16 protein-coding genes are annotated in these 14,065 nt (G+C 43.9%); 9 read left to right on the top strand and 7 right to left on the bottom strand.

The genetic code is table 11. The annotated features are described in order from the left end of the window. The first annotated feature begins 14 nt into the window (after positions 1 to 14). Positions 15 to 278 (top strand): extracellular matrix regulator RemB, encoded by a 264-nt coding sequence (gene remB, locus H8698_RS00645; protein ID WP_177678633.1) that lies wholly within the window; start codon positions 15 to 17, stop codon positions 276 to 278. Here remB and sigG read toward each other — a convergent pair. Next, positions 275 to 1,045: an RNA polymerase sporulation sigma factor SigG gene (sigG, locus tag H8698_RS00640; RefSeq protein WP_249310608.1), complete on the bottom strand. Its 771-nt coding sequence runs from the start codon at positions 1,043 to 1,045 to the stop codon at positions 275 to 277. The genes remB and sigG overlap by 4 nt on opposite strands. Before the next feature lie 175 nt (positions 1,046 to 1,220). On the opposite strand from sigG, the gene H8698_RS00635 reads away from it, so the two are divergent. Then, positions 1,221 to 3,521 carry an ATP-dependent Clp protease ATP-binding subunit gene (locus H8698_RS00635; protein ID WP_249310606.1) on the top strand — a complete coding sequence of 767 codons (2,301 nt, stop codon included), beginning with the start codon at positions 1,221 to 1,223 and terminating at the stop codon, positions 3,519 to 3,521. A gap of 49 nt (positions 3,522 to 3,570) precedes the next feature. Here H8698_RS00635 and ytfJ read toward each other — a convergent pair whose 3' ends face one another. Genes ytfJ through H8698_RS00610 form a run of 5 tightly spaced genes read right to left on the bottom strand, consistent with a single transcriptional unit; the run spans position 3,571 to position 6,615 of the window. Continuing rightward, complete coding sequence (ytfJ, locus tag H8698_RS00630) at positions 3,571 to 4,008, bottom strand: GerW family sporulation protein (RefSeq protein WP_177678627.1); 438 nt, start codon at positions 4,006 to 4,008, stop codon at positions 3,571 to 3,573. Positions 4,009 to 4,022: 14 nt separating this feature from the next. Next, positions 4,023 to 4,619, bottom strand: a complete 597-nt coding sequence (locus tag H8698_RS00625; protein ID WP_249310604.1) for a DUF2953 domain-containing protein — start codon at positions 4,617 to 4,619, stop codon at positions 4,023 to 4,025. A 42-nt stretch (positions 4,620 to 4,661) separates the two neighbouring features. Then, the gene (gene scpB, locus H8698_RS00620) at positions 4,662 to 5,216 is read right to left on the bottom strand and encodes an SMC-Scp complex subunit ScpB (protein WP_249310603.1); all 555 of its coding nucleotides are present in this window, start codon (positions 5,214 to 5,216) and stop codon (positions 4,662 to 4,664) included. Further along, complete coding sequence (locus tag H8698_RS00615) at positions 5,206 to 5,964, bottom strand: segregation and condensation protein A (RefSeq protein WP_249310602.1); 759 nt, start codon at positions 5,962 to 5,964, stop codon at positions 5,206 to 5,208. Before H8698_RS00615 ends, scpB begins: the two co-directional genes overlap by 11 nt. 3 nt (positions 5,965 to 5,967) lie before the next feature. Continuing rightward, complete coding sequence (locus H8698_RS00610; RefSeq protein ID WP_177678619.1) at positions 5,968 to 6,615, bottom strand: site-2 protease family protein; 648 nt, start codon at positions 6,613 to 6,615, stop codon at positions 5,968 to 5,970. A 206-nt stretch (positions 6,616 to 6,821) separates the two neighbouring features. Here H8698_RS00610 and H8698_RS00605 point away from each other — a divergent pair, with 206 nt between their 5' ends. The 6 genes from H8698_RS00605 (at position 6,822) to H8698_RS00580 (ending at position 12,664) form a co-directional block, all read left to right on the top strand. Next, positions 6,822 to 7,379: a helix-turn-helix domain-containing protein gene (locus H8698_RS00605; protein WP_249310600.1), complete on the top strand. Its 558-nt coding sequence runs from the start codon at positions 6,822 to 6,824 to the stop codon at positions 7,377 to 7,379. A gap of 240 nt (positions 7,380 to 7,619) precedes the next feature. Continuing rightward, a complete protein-coding gene (locus H8698_RS00600) occupies positions 7,620 to 8,111 on the top strand; it encodes an NADH-quinone oxidoreductase subunit NuoE family protein (RefSeq protein ID WP_177678615.1) in 492 nt (163 codons plus the stop codon). 15 nt (positions 8,112 to 8,126) lie between these two features. Continuing rightward, positions 8,127 to 8,672 (top strand): ATP-binding protein, encoded by a 546-nt coding sequence (locus H8698_RS00595; RefSeq protein WP_177678612.1) that lies wholly within the window; start codon positions 8,127 to 8,129, stop codon positions 8,670 to 8,672. Positions 8,673 to 8,703: 31 nt separating this feature from the next. After that, a complete protein-coding gene (locus tag H8698_RS00590; protein WP_177678610.1) occupies positions 8,704 to 9,078 on the top strand; it encodes a (2Fe-2S) ferredoxin domain-containing protein in 375 nt (124 codons plus the stop codon). Positions 9,079 to 9,097: 19 nt separating this feature from the next. Next, the gene (nuoF, locus tag H8698_RS00585) at positions 9,098 to 10,894 is read left to right on the top strand and encodes an NADH-quinone oxidoreductase subunit NuoF (protein WP_249310598.1); all 1,797 of its coding nucleotides are present in this window, start codon (positions 9,098 to 9,100) and stop codon (positions 10,892 to 10,894) included. 21 nt (positions 10,895 to 10,915) lie between these two features. Then, positions 10,916 to 12,664: an NADH-dependent [FeFe] hydrogenase, group A6 gene (locus H8698_RS00580; RefSeq protein WP_249310596.1), complete on the top strand. Its 1,749-nt coding sequence runs from the start codon at positions 10,916 to 10,918 to the stop codon at positions 12,662 to 12,664. 51 nt (positions 12,665 to 12,715) lie between these two features. Here the strand turns inward: H8698_RS00580 and H8698_RS00575 are convergent, their stop codons facing one another. After that, entirely contained in the window at positions 12,716 to 13,201 is a 486-nt protein-coding gene (locus H8698_RS00575; RefSeq protein WP_177679616.1) for a QueT transporter family protein, read from the bottom strand. Between the two features lie 183 nt (positions 13,202 to 13,384). On the opposite strand from H8698_RS00575, the gene H8698_RS00570 reads away from it, so the two are divergent. Next, positions 13,385 to 14,056 (top strand): hypothetical protein, encoded by a 672-nt coding sequence (locus H8698_RS00570; RefSeq protein WP_249310594.1) that lies wholly within the window; start codon positions 13,385 to 13,387, stop codon positions 14,054 to 14,056. Positions 14,057 to 14,065: the final 9 nt, after the last annotated feature.

Here is a 14,065-nt window from a genome sequence, read left to right as displayed (position 1 = left end):
AGAGGGGAAGTTACATGTTTTTGCATCTTGGCGGCGATACGGTAGTTGCGCTAAAAGACGTAATCGCCATTTTTGACTTAGACATTACCAGTATATCCAAAATTACCAGAGAGTTTTTACACGTCGCAGAGGAGGAAGGGTTTGTGATAAACGTTTCCGAAGATTTGCCGAAATCCTATGTCTTAGCCGAAACAAACAGAGAAAGCAGGGTTTATGTTTCCCCTATTTCCGCAGCAACGCTTTTGAAGCGCGCAGGCAGTTTTACAGTGAATTTTTAGATATATTTTTTCATGCGTTCTAAGGCGCCTTTTTCAAGGCGCGACACCTGGGCCTGGGAAATGCCGATTTCATCGGCAACCTCCATCTGTGTCCTGCCGGAGAAAAAGCGCAGGTTCACAATGTGTTTTTCCCTGTCGGAAAGGTGTGTCATGGCTTCTTTTAATGCAATCTCCTCCAGCCACATTTCGTCGGAATTTTTTTCGTCTTTTACCTGATCCATAACAAACAGCGTGTCTGTGCCGTCGTTATAGGCAGGCTCAAACAGCGAAACCGGGTCTTGAATTGCCTCTAAGGCAAACACAATGTCCTCTTTGGGAATTTCTATGATTTTTGCAAGCTCCTCAACGGTGGGTTCTTTGGAATGAAGATTAATATATTCTTCCTTTGCCTTTAAAGTTTTATATGCAATGTCCCGCAGCGACCGGCTTACCCGAATTGGAGTGTTGTCCCGCAGATAGCGGCGCAGCTCGCCGATAATCATGGGCACCGCATAGGTTGAAAACTTTACGTTATGTGACGTATCAAAATTATCAACGGCCTTAATCAGGCCGATACACCCAATTTGAAAAAGGTCGTCCACATTTTCACCCCGGTTGTTAAAGCGCTGAATTACGCTTAAAACAAGCCTTAAATTTCCGCCGATGAACTTGTCCCTGGCCGCCATATCACCTGTTTTAATTTTTTCAAAAAGCTCCATCTTTTCTTTATTAGACAGAAGCGGCAAATTAGCCGTGTTAACTCCACATATTTCCACTTTGTTCGTCATAGTTCATTAACCTGCCTTTTTTGGATTGTAAAAACATTATTACCAAAACAAATTTGAACTATTCAATTGCAAAGGAATTATTTCTAAGATGTTAACTTTTTGACATACCCCTTTTTAAAATAAAAATGATATGCTATAATAACCATAGGAAATCAAATAAAGTGAGATGATAAATATGTTGTGTGTAAGATGCAAAAAAAATCCGGCCATGCTTTTTGTAAACCGGCTCGACCCTGCCACAAACAAGCAGACCAATGAAGGGTACTGCTTAAACTGCGCGCGGGAACTGAATATCGGCCCGGTGGACGAGATTTTGAAAAACATGGGCATCACGCCGGAACAGTTTGATGAAATAAATAATGGTATGAACGAAATCATCACTTCCATGGGTGAATATGAGCCTGCGGGTGAAGAGGACGGGTTTGACGCAGATAATTCTCCATTGGCAATGATGAACGGCCTGAGTAATTTTTTTGGTAAAATGGGTTCAAATGAACCTGCCCGTCACGAAAGCCCAAAAACGGTGAAGACGGCGAAACGCCCGCCCAAAAAGGAAAAACGTATCTTAGACAGCTTTGGCACAAACCTGACGGCAAAGGCCGAAGACCAGCTAATTGACCGGATTATTGGCAGAAATCAAGAGATTGACCGGGTAATTCAGATTTTAAACAGACGGTCGAAAAATAACCCTATTTTGTTGGGCGAGCCCGGTGTGGGGAAAACTGCCATTGCAGAGGGACTTGCCGTGCGGATTAGCGAACGACGCGTTCCAGCCAAGCTGTTTGACAAAGAGGTTTATCTGCTGGACTTTACAGCCATTGTTGCAGGAACACAGTTCCGCGGACAGTTTGAGGCGCGTTTGAAAAAGATTTTAGAAGAGGCCAAACGGCTGGGCAATATTATTTTGGTAATTGACGAAATTCATAACATAGTCGGCGCAGGCGATGCAGAGGGAGCCATGAGCGCGGCAAACATTTTAAAACCATCTTTAGCCAGGGGCGATATCCAAATTTTAGGCGCCACAACGCTGGATGAATACCGAAAGCACATTGAAAAGGACTCGGCCTTAGAGCGACGTTTTCAACCGGTTATTGTGGATGAGCCGAGTGTTTCCGATACCATAGAGATTTTAAAGGGTATTAAGGACTATTTTGAAAAATATCACAGAGTGACAATTTCAGACGAAGTTATCAGCCAGGCGGTGTATCTGTCAGAACGCTACATTACAGACCGGTTTCTGCCGGACAAGGCAATCGACGTGATTGACGAAGCAGGTTCTAAGGCAAATCTTTTCAACATGAAGCTGATTGAGCTGAAAAAGCTGACGGACGAGCTGAAACGCATTCAGGAGGAAAAAGATACTGCCGTTTCCAGCGACTCCACGGAGGACTATAAAAAAGCGGCGGAATTAAAGGCAGCGGAATGTGCGTTAATTGCCAAAATCGACGAACTGAACAATTCCGGCATTGACACGCCGATTACCGTTGAAAACATTGCCGAGGTTATTGAAGACTGGACAAAAATCCCCGTTAAAAACCTAACGGAATCGGAAAGTGCAAAGCTTTTGGATTTGGAAAACAGAATTAAAAAGTATGTAGTGGGGCAAGACCATGCAGTTGACACTGTTTGCGAAGCAATTCGCAGAAACCGTGCCCACTTAACAAAGGCCCGCCGGCCGGTTAGCTTTATCTTTGCAGGCCCCACTGGCGTGGGAAAAACAGAACTTGCAAAAACGTTGGCCCGCGTTATGTTTAACAGCGAAGACGCGATGATTCGCATTGACATGTCAGAATACATGGAAAAGCACACCGTTTCGAAGCTAATTGGCGCGCCTCCGGGATATGTGGGATATGACGACGCAGGACAGCTGACGGAAAAGGTCCGCAGAAAACCTTATTCCATTATTCTGTTAGATGAAATTGAAAAAGCACATGCAGACGTGTTTAACATCCTATTGCAAATTTTAGATGACGGCAGGGTGGCAGACAGCCATGGCAGAATTGTGAACTTTGAAAATACGGTTATTATCATGACGTCTAACGCCGGGTCTGAGTCGAAAATTTCTACCTATGGTTTTAACAAAACGGAGGACGATTCAAATTCCGCCCGGACAAAGGCGGCACTGAAAGAAATTTTCCGTCCTGAGTTTTTAAATCGTGTTGACGATATCATCACGTTCCACGCACTGAGCAGGGAGAACCTGGAAAGAATTGTGGAACTGATGGTGTTTGAACTTGCAGGTGAGCTGTTTAAAAAGGATATTATTTTAGAGCTGACGCCGGAGGCAAAAAGCCTAGTGCTTAAAAAAGGTTATGAACCAAAATTTGGCGCACGGCCCTTAAGAAGAACCATTGAAAAATATATTCAAAATCCCATTGCGTCATTGGTTATTCGGGGCGAAGCAAAAAAACACTGCAAAATTTTAGTTGATGCAGATCAAAATAATTTTAATGTAAAATGTGAAAATTTAATCTAACGAAAAAAACATCCGGCATTCCCCGGATGTTTTTTCGTTATTTAAAATATTAAACCGTTTCAACCTCTTCCGCGCTGTCGGCGGCTTTCACTTCTGTTTTTTCCGGCTTGTCCTTTTTCTTTTTAATCGCCTTAATTACTTTATCCAGCAAGGTGGGAACACTGTCAATAATGTCTTCCACCGGCGAGGTGTTCTTTTCAATGGGCATCAGCTTAATTTGCTCCTGTCCCACTACCATAAACGCAACAGGCTCTATAGAAGCGCCGCCACCGGAACCGCCGCCGAAATTTGCGTCGGAATTTCCAACATTTTTCTGACCGAAATCCGAACCGCCTGCGCCAAAGCCAAAGGAAACTTTGGAAATTGGAATAATAACCGTTCCGTCTTTCGACTCAACCGGTTCTCCCACAATTGTGTTTACGTCTACCATATCTTTAATACTTTGCATTGCTGTTTGCATCAGTCCGTTTATCGGATGTTCTGACATAAATAACACCGCCTTTAATTTATTTTTGTTTTAATATATTTGATTGTATCATGAATCTGATTTACTATCATTATAAAATGAATGGGCTGCATAATCAAGATGGTTTTCAAATAAATCTCAAATTTTTTTTCGTTAAAATCGGGATACACGTTCATTTTAATTTTTTTTATGCCGATTAACGTGTCAATTAACTTTAACAAAAAGGTTCCCGAAGTCCACACAGCGCCGGTGGCAATCCCAGTTTTTGCCGCATCGTCCAGCCCAAAGCGGATGTTAAAGTCAACCTCTTTGCAGCTTAAGTGCTTCCGCGCAAAGGAAAGCATGTTTTTCAGTTCGTTTTTTGATACTTCAAACACTTCGCCAAAGGCGTCAACATGCTCTTTAAAAGATGCAAACGTAAGCTCCTGTCCGGAACGCTCCAGCAATTTACCTTTGTCCTTGTCCGTATTCTTTGTGCCGCGTTCTTCTTTATTATGAATCGGAATTCGGATTAAAATACCAAAAACACTGACATAAACATGAATTTTCTCTAAAGCCGCTGTTTTTTCATAACGAATGCCAAACCGCATGGGCATAAACAAAAGCAGCAGAATAAGAAAAACAACACCCAATATAATCAATCCAGCAACCAAATCCATCACCCGTCCGTTATCTTATTGTGCCGTTTCTTCCAAATCCTCCTGCTGAGGCTGAGAAACAGCTTCCTCCAGCGTTTCTGTGTCTGGCAGGTCGGCAAGAGAACGAATCCCGAAACTCCGCAAAAACTCTTTTGTGGTGACATATAAAATCGGCCTGCCAGGCGCGTCAAGCCTGCCGTTTTCCTCAATCAGCCCGCGCTCCAACAGCTTTCCCATGGGACCGTCGGAATTTACTCCCCGAATAAATTCAATGCTTGACCGAGTAACTGGCTGGTGATAGGCCACAATGGACAGCACCTCCAAAGCGGCAGGGGACAGGGGAAGCTTTTTTTTCGATTCTGCAAGTCTGTTTACATACCCAAAATTTTCTTCAACGGTTTTCAGCTGCACATATTCATCATACTGCACCACGGTAATACCCCGCCGGTTCGTTTCATAAAATGTTTTTAGCTCTGCAATCTGCCCCAAAACATCATCTGCTGAAAGCTCCAGAATTTCGGCAAGCTGAGAGATGGTAACACCATCGCCCGAAACAAACAGCAGGCTTTCCAAAACCGAACTAATATTCATCTACAATGTCACCCTCCTTGAGCTGTTCAATGTAAAGTTCGCCGCCAATGCCGTTGGCCTGAATAATTTCCAGCTTAATCATTTCCAAAAGCGCTAAAAAGGTTGCAATGACAGCCGGACGCGAATCAATGCCGTTAAAAAGGGAAGCGAACGGAACCCGTTTTTTGCGTTTTAACCGTTCCTGAATAAAATCTGCCCTCGATTTTACCGAAACCGTTTCACGGCCGACAATGCCGCCGAATGCCGTTTTAGAAGGCGGCTCTTTCCGTTCTTTTTTGTCCAAAACCGTTAGAAATGCCTGCCAAAGCCTGTCAATGTCAAACCGTTGGTCAGAATAGTCCGGCGCAAGTTTTGGCAGGGGTTCCGGGCGTTTATAAAAGTTGTGAAAATCGGAAAATTCTTTTGTCTTTAAAAGTTCAGAAATGAGTTTCATTTTCTGATATTCTAAAAGCCGTTTGGCCAAATCGGCCCTGGGGTCTTCTTCCTCTGCTTCCTCACGTTTGGGCAGCAGCATTTTCGATTTTATGTATAAAAGTTCTGCCGCCATAACAATAAATTCACTGGAATATTCAATATCAAATTCCTTGCAGGTTTCCATATATTCAAAATATTGCTTCGTAATTTCTACAATGGGTATCTCATAAATGCTGACCTTGTTTTTTTTCAGAAGGTGCAGCAAAAGCTCTAACGGCCCTTCAAAAACAGACAGCTTCACCGCGTGCCTGTCTGTTTCATATAATTCCTCCATCGGTTAAAAGCCACCTCCGGCCAGAAACTGAAGCCCGCTGGTAATTGCATTGTTGCAAAAATATAAAAACGGGTCAAGAACGCCCAGATAAAGTGCGATAATCAAAATCAAAAATCCAAAACGTTCATAACGCATAATTTCATAATAAATTTTCTGTGGCAGAAGCGTTAAAAATATTTTTGAACCGTCCAAAGGCGGAATCGGCAGCAAATTAAACACTGCAAGATTGACATTCAGCAAAATAAACATACGGATAAACATGGTAAAATAGGCGTTGTGCAAAACCGGAACCAGATGCACCCAAAAAAGCATGCCCACAAACGCCAGTAATATATTAGAAACCGGACCGGCAAGGGCTGTAAGAGCGGTGTCACGCTTTAAATTTTTAAAGTAATTGGGGTTAATCATAACAGGTTTTGCCCAGCCAAATCCAAAAAAGAATAGGCTCAGAGCGCCAATGGGGTCAATGTGCTTTAAAGGGTTTAACGAAAGCCGGCCGTCATACTTGGCGGTAGGGTCGCCAAGCTTATAGGCTGCAAACCCGTGAGCCGTTTCATGAATGCTAAGAGCCAACAGCACAACCACAGCTAGTATCAGCACATAAATAATGCTTTGAAAACTAAAACCAGAATACATTAATTGTCTAAACAAATTCGACACTCCCGAAACTTTTATTATCTTCATTATAGTTTATTTTATCCAAGCTGTAAATAGAAAACCGCGAAATTTCATACCAAATTCATATTTCCTGCCGCTTATTAATAAAAAAATAAAAAAAGAGCAAAAAAACTCTTTTCATGTGCGTACATATTTGATATAATAATAACAAAGAAAGAAATAATAAGGGGTTGATGGCTATGACAGAACAGGTAAAACAAATCGCACAGCGTTTGGTAGGCCTGAGGGAAGCGGAGGACATGACATGCGAACAGCTTGCCTCTGTGATTGGTGTGCCGATTGAAACGTATAAAAAATATGAAAATGCAGAGGAAGACATTCCGGTAAGTGTTTTATATGATGTTGCAGGCCATTTCGGGCTGGAACTGACCGAGCTTTTGTCGGGTTCTGCGCCGAAGCTGAAGGATTTTAGCTTTATTAAGCAGGGGAAAGGGCTAAACGTAACCAGAAGAAAAGAATATACATACCAGAGTTTGTCTTATAATTTTGCCCATGCGCACTCTGAGGCGCTGCTGGTAACCGTTCCCGTGTCCGATGAAAACGAGCCCATGCAGGAAACGGTTCACACCGGGCAGGAGTTTAACTACATGCTTGAGGGCAGAATGGAAATTATGATCAACAAAAATATTGTGATTTTAGAACCTGGCGACAGCTTGTATTTTGACTCGAGCTATCCCCATGGCATGAAAGCGTTAGACGGAAAGCCGGCAAAGTTTGTCTGTGTCATTATGCGCTAAACGCTATTTACGAAAGAGAAACCGGCTGCCAAACTTTGGCGGCTGGTTTTGTTTTGCTTATTTTTCTGCAATTCTGTGGTTTTCACCGAAAAAAGACGGAATTTAGACAAAAAAATAGTAAGTTTCTATAGACATCATGAAATTTTTCTGTTATACTATATACGTTAATTTGTGATTATTTGTTATTTTATTCACAATGTTTTTAATTAATACTTATATAAAACTAAGGGGGTAAATCACTTGAGCGAGCAAACAAAAGTCGCGTTTTCCGGCACGAAAGAGCAGGAAGAAAAGTTGATTCAGGTCATTGAAAAGCACAAAGGCAAGGATGGGGCGCTGATTCCCGTGCTGCACGAGGCACAGGAAATTTACGGCTATCTTCCCATTGAGGTTCAGGAAATCATTTCAGAAAATCTGAAAATTTCCATGAGCGAAATCTACGGCGTTGTAACCTTTTACACACAGTTTACCACCAATCCGAAGGGACAGTATAAAATTGCTGTCTGTCTTGGAACGGCGTGCTATGTGAAAGGCTCCGGCATCATTTTAGACAAAATTAAGGAAAAGCTCGGCATTGAAGTCGGCGAATGCACGCCCGACGGGAAATATTCCATTGATGCAACACGCTGTATCGGCGCATGCGGCTTAGCGCCGGTTCTGACGGTAAACGACGACGTTTACGGCAGGCTTACTCCTGACGATGTAGACGGTATCTTAGAAAAGTACATGTAATTTTGCGAGGTTGTCATGCTTGAATTGTCGCTGCATATTTTAGATATTGTGAATAATTCCGTAAAAGCCGGCGCCAGCCTTATCCAGGTGACTGTTGACGAGGCAATTCGTAACAATTTGCTTAAAATCTCAATTGAGGACAATGGCTGCGGAATGGATGAAGACTTTTTAGCTCACGTGACAGATCCGTTTCAGACAACAAGAACAACCCGTAAGGTTGGAATGGGGCTTTCTTTATTTAAGGCGGCGGCGGAGAGCACCGGCGGTGGTTTAACCATCGACTCGAAAAAGGGTGTTGGAACACGCGTTTTGGTGGACTTTGTTTACGACCATATCGACAGGCAGCCATTAGGCGACATGGCGGAAACCATGCTGACGTTAATTTCCGGCAACACCACGGTGGACTTTGTTTACACGCATACGGTAAACGACAAGACATTTTCGCTTGACACTCGTGAAATCAAACAGATTCTGGGAGAAGAGATCAGTCTGGGCAGTCCTGAAATTGTGCTTTGGCTCAGGGAATACATTAAAGAAGGACTGAAAGAAATCTCGTTATAATTTATTCATTTATGAAGAGAGGTAATTAGTAATGAAAAGCTTAGCAGAACTTGAAGCAATTAAAAACAAAATAAAAAACCAGGTTGATGTGCGTAAGGATACCGATGAAGACACCATCAGAATCGTTGTCGGCATGGCGACCTGCGGTATTGCGGCAGGCGCAAGGCCCGTTCTTTCCGCTCTGGTGGACGAGGTGGGAAAAAGAGGGCTGTCCCACGTTACGGTGGCACAGACAGGGTGTATTGGCATGTGCCGTTTAGAGCCCATTGTTGAAGTTTTAGAGCCCGGAAAAGACAGGGTTACATATGTGAAAATGACGGAAGAAAAAGCGAAAAAGGTTATTGCTGAGCACATAGTAAACGGCAACGTTGTTACCGAATATACTATTGGCGCAGCTGAAAAATAATCAGGGAGGGTAACAGTAAATGGATTTTGCAAGAGCGCACGTGTTAGTCTGCGGCGGTACGGGCTGTACCTCGTCAGGCAGTGCAGTTATCATTGACGAATTTGAGAAAAGCCTTAAAGAAAACGGTTTAGATAAAGAAGTAAAAGTAATAAAAACGGGTTGCTTCGGTCTTTGCGCGTTGGGTCCGGTTGTGGTTGTATACCCGGAAGGATCATTCTACAGCATGGTGAAGCCGGAAGACGTTGAAGAAATTGTAACCGAACATTTGCTGAAGGGAAGAATTGTAAAACGTCTTTTATATGATGAAACCGTAGAAGACGATACCATTAAATCCTTAAATGAAGTTGATTTTTATAAAAAACAGCTTCGTATTGCGCTGAGAAATTGTGGTGTTATCGACCCTGAAAACATTGAAGAATATATCGCTACAGATGGTTATAAAGCTTTGGGTAAGGTGCTGACGGAAATGAAGCCCGCCGAAGTGATTGAAGTGATTAAAGCCTCCGGTCTCCGCGGACGCGGCGGCGCAGGCTTTCCCACAGGATTGAAATGGATGTTTACGGCAAACGCAGACGGCGCAAACGGAAAATATGTGGCATGTAACGCCGACGAGGGTGACCCCGGTGCATTTATGGACCGTTCTGTGCTTGAGGGAGATCCCCATACAGTAATTGAAGCAATGGCCATTGCGGCCTATGCGGTTGGCGCAGACCAGGGCTATATTTACATTCGTGCAGAATATCCCATTGCCGTAAAGCGGCTGCAGATTGCCATCGACCAGGCTAAGGAATATGGCCTTTTAGGTAAAAACATTTTTGGAACAGACTTTAACTTTGATTTAGAATTACGACTTGGCGCAGGCGCGTTTGTCTGCGGTGAGGAAACAGCGCTGATGACGTCAATTGAAGGACACAGGGGCGAACCCAGACCGAGACCGCCGTTCCCTGCCAACAAGGGTCTGTGGCAAAAGCCTACCTTGCTGAACAACGTTGAAACTTATGCAAACATTACGCAGATTATTTTAAACGGCGCCGAGTGGTTTAATAAAATCGGCACCGAAAAGAGCAAGGGAACAAAAGTGTTTGCACTGGGCGGCAAAATTAAAAACACCGGCTTGGTTGAAATTCCTATGGGAACAACACTGCGTGAAATTGTAGAAGAAATCGGCGGCGGAATTCCAAACGGCAAGAAGTTTAAGGCAGCGCAGACAGGCGGCCCCTCCGGCGGCTGTATCCCCGCATCGTTAATCGACACGCCTATCGACTACGATTCCTTAATCGCAATCGGTTCTATGATGGGTTCCGGCGGCTTAATCGTTATGGACGAGGACACCTGCATGGTGGACATTGCGAAATTCTTTTTAGAGTTCACCGTAGACGAATCCTGCGGCAAATGTACCCCCTGCCGTGTGGGCACCAAAAGAATGCTTGAAATTCTTGACAAAATTACAAAGGGCAAAGGCACCTTAGAGGACATTGACAAATTAGAGGAGCTGGCGGAAGCCATTAAAACCACTGCACTCTGCGGATTGGGACAGACTGCACCCAACCCTGTTTTGAGCACACTTCATTATTTCAGAGACGAATATGTGGCGCACGTTACAGAAAAGAAATGTCCCGCTGGTGTCTGCAAGGCGCTCCTTTCTTATAAAATTGACCCTGAAAAATGTAAGGGCTGCAGCATTTGTGCGAAAAATTGTCCTGTTGAAGCAATCTCGGGACAGGTCAAGAGCCCGTACTCAATTGATCCTGCGAAATGTATTAAATGCGGTGTTTGTGAATCAAAGTGCCCATTTAAGGCAATCAGCAAACAATAATCAAAGGAGGAGAAACCAACAATGGATATGGTAAATATAAAAATCAACGGGATTGACCTCAGCGTACCGCAGAACTATACAATTTTGCAGGCGGCCAGAGAAGCGGGAATTAACATTCCCACACTCTGTTATTTAAAAGATATTAACGAAATCGGTGCATGCAGAATGTGCTTGGTGGAAGTGAAAGGCGCAAAGGGATTGGTTACTGCGTGCGTTTATCCCGTTAATGAAGGAATGGAAGTTTACACCAACACAGCGAAGGTGAGAAAGGCAAGAAAAACCGTTTTAGAGCTGACGCTTTCCAACCATGACAGAAAGTGCTTAACCTGCGTCCGCAATCAAAACTGTGAACTGCAAAAACTTTGTGACGACTTAGGTGTAAAAGACATTGCGTTTGAAGGTGAAATTTCCCACCACGAGATTGACAGCTTGTCGCCGTCCATCGTCCGCGACAATAATAAATGCGTTCTGTGCCGCCGCTGTGTAGCTGTTTGCAAAAAAGTGCAGACTGTGGGCGCAATCGACGCGCAGGGCAGGGGATTTACAACAAAAATCGGCTCTACCTTTGGCATGCCTCTTTCCGCAACAGATTGCGTAAACTGCGGACAGTGCATCGTGGCATGTCCTGTGGGCGCGTTGTATGAAAAGGACAGCGTGAAAGACGTTTGGGCTGCTTTGGCAGATGATTCAAAACATGTGGTTGTGCAGACGGCTCCGGCAGTTCGCGCAGCGCTGGGTGAGGAGTTTGGCATGCCCATTGGCAGCAGAGTTACCGGAAAAATGGCAACCGCTTTAAAATATTTGGGATTTGACAAGGTGTTCGATACTGACTTCGGTGCAGATGTAACCATTATGGAGGAAGGAACGGAACTGATAAACCGCATCAAAGAGGGCGGAAAGCTTCCGCTTATCACCTCTTGCAGCCCCGGCTGGGTGAAGTTCTGTGAGCACAACTTCCCGGATTTTCTCGAAAATTTGTCGAGCGCAAAATCGCCGCATGAAATGTTTGGCGCAATTTTGAAATCCTACTATGCAGAAAAAACGGGTATCGACCCGAAGGATATTTACGTTGTTTCAGTAATGCCCTGCACAGCAAAGAAATTTGAGGCACAGCGTGACGAACTGACAAATGGCGGATATGCTGACGTAGACGCGGTTTTAACAACCCGCGAGCTTGCGAAAATGATTAAAGAAGCGGGTCTGGAATTTGACAAACTGCCTGATTCTGTGTTCGATAATCCCTTTGGCGACGCGGCAACCGGCGCAGCCGTTATATTTGGCGCAACCGGCGGTGTTATGGAGGCTGCACTGCGTACTGTTTCAGAGGTACTGACAGGCAAAGAGCTTGAAAAAGTGGAATTCAGCGACGTAAGGGGAACAGAAGGCATTAAAGAAGCAACCGTTCAAATTGGCGACATGGACGTAAAAGTTGCTGTTGCCCACGGTTTGGGGAACGCAAGGGAACTGTTGGAAAAGGTTCGCGCTGGCGAAGCCGACTACCAGTTCATTGAAATTATGGGTTGCCCGGGCGGCTGCGTTACCGGCGGCGGACAGCCGATTGTTTCTTCAAAAACAATGTGCGAGGTAGATTTAAAAGCGGCCCGCGCAAAAGCGCTTTATGATGAAGACGAAAGTCTTCCCATCAGAAAGTCCCATGAAAACCCGTTTGTAAAAACGCTATATGACGAGTATATGGGTGAACCCTGCGGACATAAGGCCCACGAACTGCTGCACACACACTATGTAGCACGTGAAAGAATTCAAAAATAATGTTATAAAATAATGCAATGAAAAAGAGCTGCTAATTAGCAGCTCTTTTTTCTACCAATTTATTCGGTTTTCTAATTTGTTTACCGCGGTGATGAGCAAAATCCCTAAAATACCGCAGGAAATTACTTCTCCGGCCCCAACGGTCAGCATAAAATATCCGATACTGCCCGGTGCGCCGTAGGCGTAGCGCAAAACAAATGGAACAATAAGTGTATTTGCAATAATTGGTGGCAGGGGAGCTAAGTATTTATGCTTCTTTAAAGCGTATGTGCCGAGCGCTCCGAGCAGCGTTGCCAGGCTTCCGAACAATATGTCCCAAATTACGCCGCCGGCAAAAATGTTGGAAAGGAAACAGCCAATAAACAATCCCGGAATTGCCGCTGGCGTGTAGGCGGCGAGCACGGTTAACGCTTCTGAAAACCGGATTTGCACCGCGTTGCTGGAGAGTCCCAAAAGCGTGGCAAGATACGTCAGCACCACATAAAGTGCCGCAATGATGGATGCATGCGCAAGAAACCTTGTTTTTTTAGAAATCATTTTTTTAATCTCCTTTAGTTTTGTTTTAAGTGAGGAAGGTCTCGAACTCACTAATTGGATATTTTACCACGAAGCAAAAAAAATGTCAACATTTAAAATAATTGTAAACGAACTTCCATTTTGATTGACATTGTTAAATTCGGGTTTTATAATGTTTGATAGGAATGAAGGGTGCGTGAGAACATGGCAGAAATGTTTGAAAAACCAAAAAAATTCTCCGGCGAGTGGTTCCGCTACGTCTGGGATTATTATAAGGTCCATATTCTTGTTGCAGTTGCAGTGATTGCGTTAATAGCAGTTACTGTGGTCGAGGTTTTAAACACAGTTCACTACGATGTGAATATCAACTATATTGCATCCGATGTCTTATCATTTGACGTTTCGGACAAATTGGCAAATAAAGCAGCGGAGCAGATTGAAGACGGGAATGGAGATGGTGAAAAACACGTTTCAGTCACACAGCTGAATTTTACAGATGAAGCAATGCAAAATGCGAACCAGATTATGGCGCTGGAAAATAAGCTAATGACAGTGTTTGCCTCAGAAGATGAAATGATGTTTCTTTTTGATGAAGCCATGCTGAAAGATGTTCTTGACATGAGCGCTACAGAAGGCGTGTTCGTTCCTGTTTCCCAATGGGCGGATGGGGATCTTTCAGAGGAACTGCTCTATGAATATGGCGATGGAATATACGCAGTAAATTTAAAAAACAGCGCTATTTTAAAAGAGATGGGAATCGACGCTTCAGGTATGTTTGTTGCGGTGAGAATGAACTATAAACCAGAGGATGAAAAGTTGCAGAAAAGCTTTGAAAATTGTGTTGCGCTGGCAAATAGCCTGATAAAAGAATCGTAAAAATATTAA

It is taken from the genome of Congzhengia minquanensis (assembly GCF_014384785.1).
Taxonomy (GTDB): Bacteria; Bacillota; Clostridia; order UBA1381; family UBA9506; genus Congzhengia; species Congzhengia minquanensis.
The sequence above is the reverse complement of the archived record's forward strand: the minus strand, read 5'-3'. Positions and strand labels throughout refer to the sequence as shown.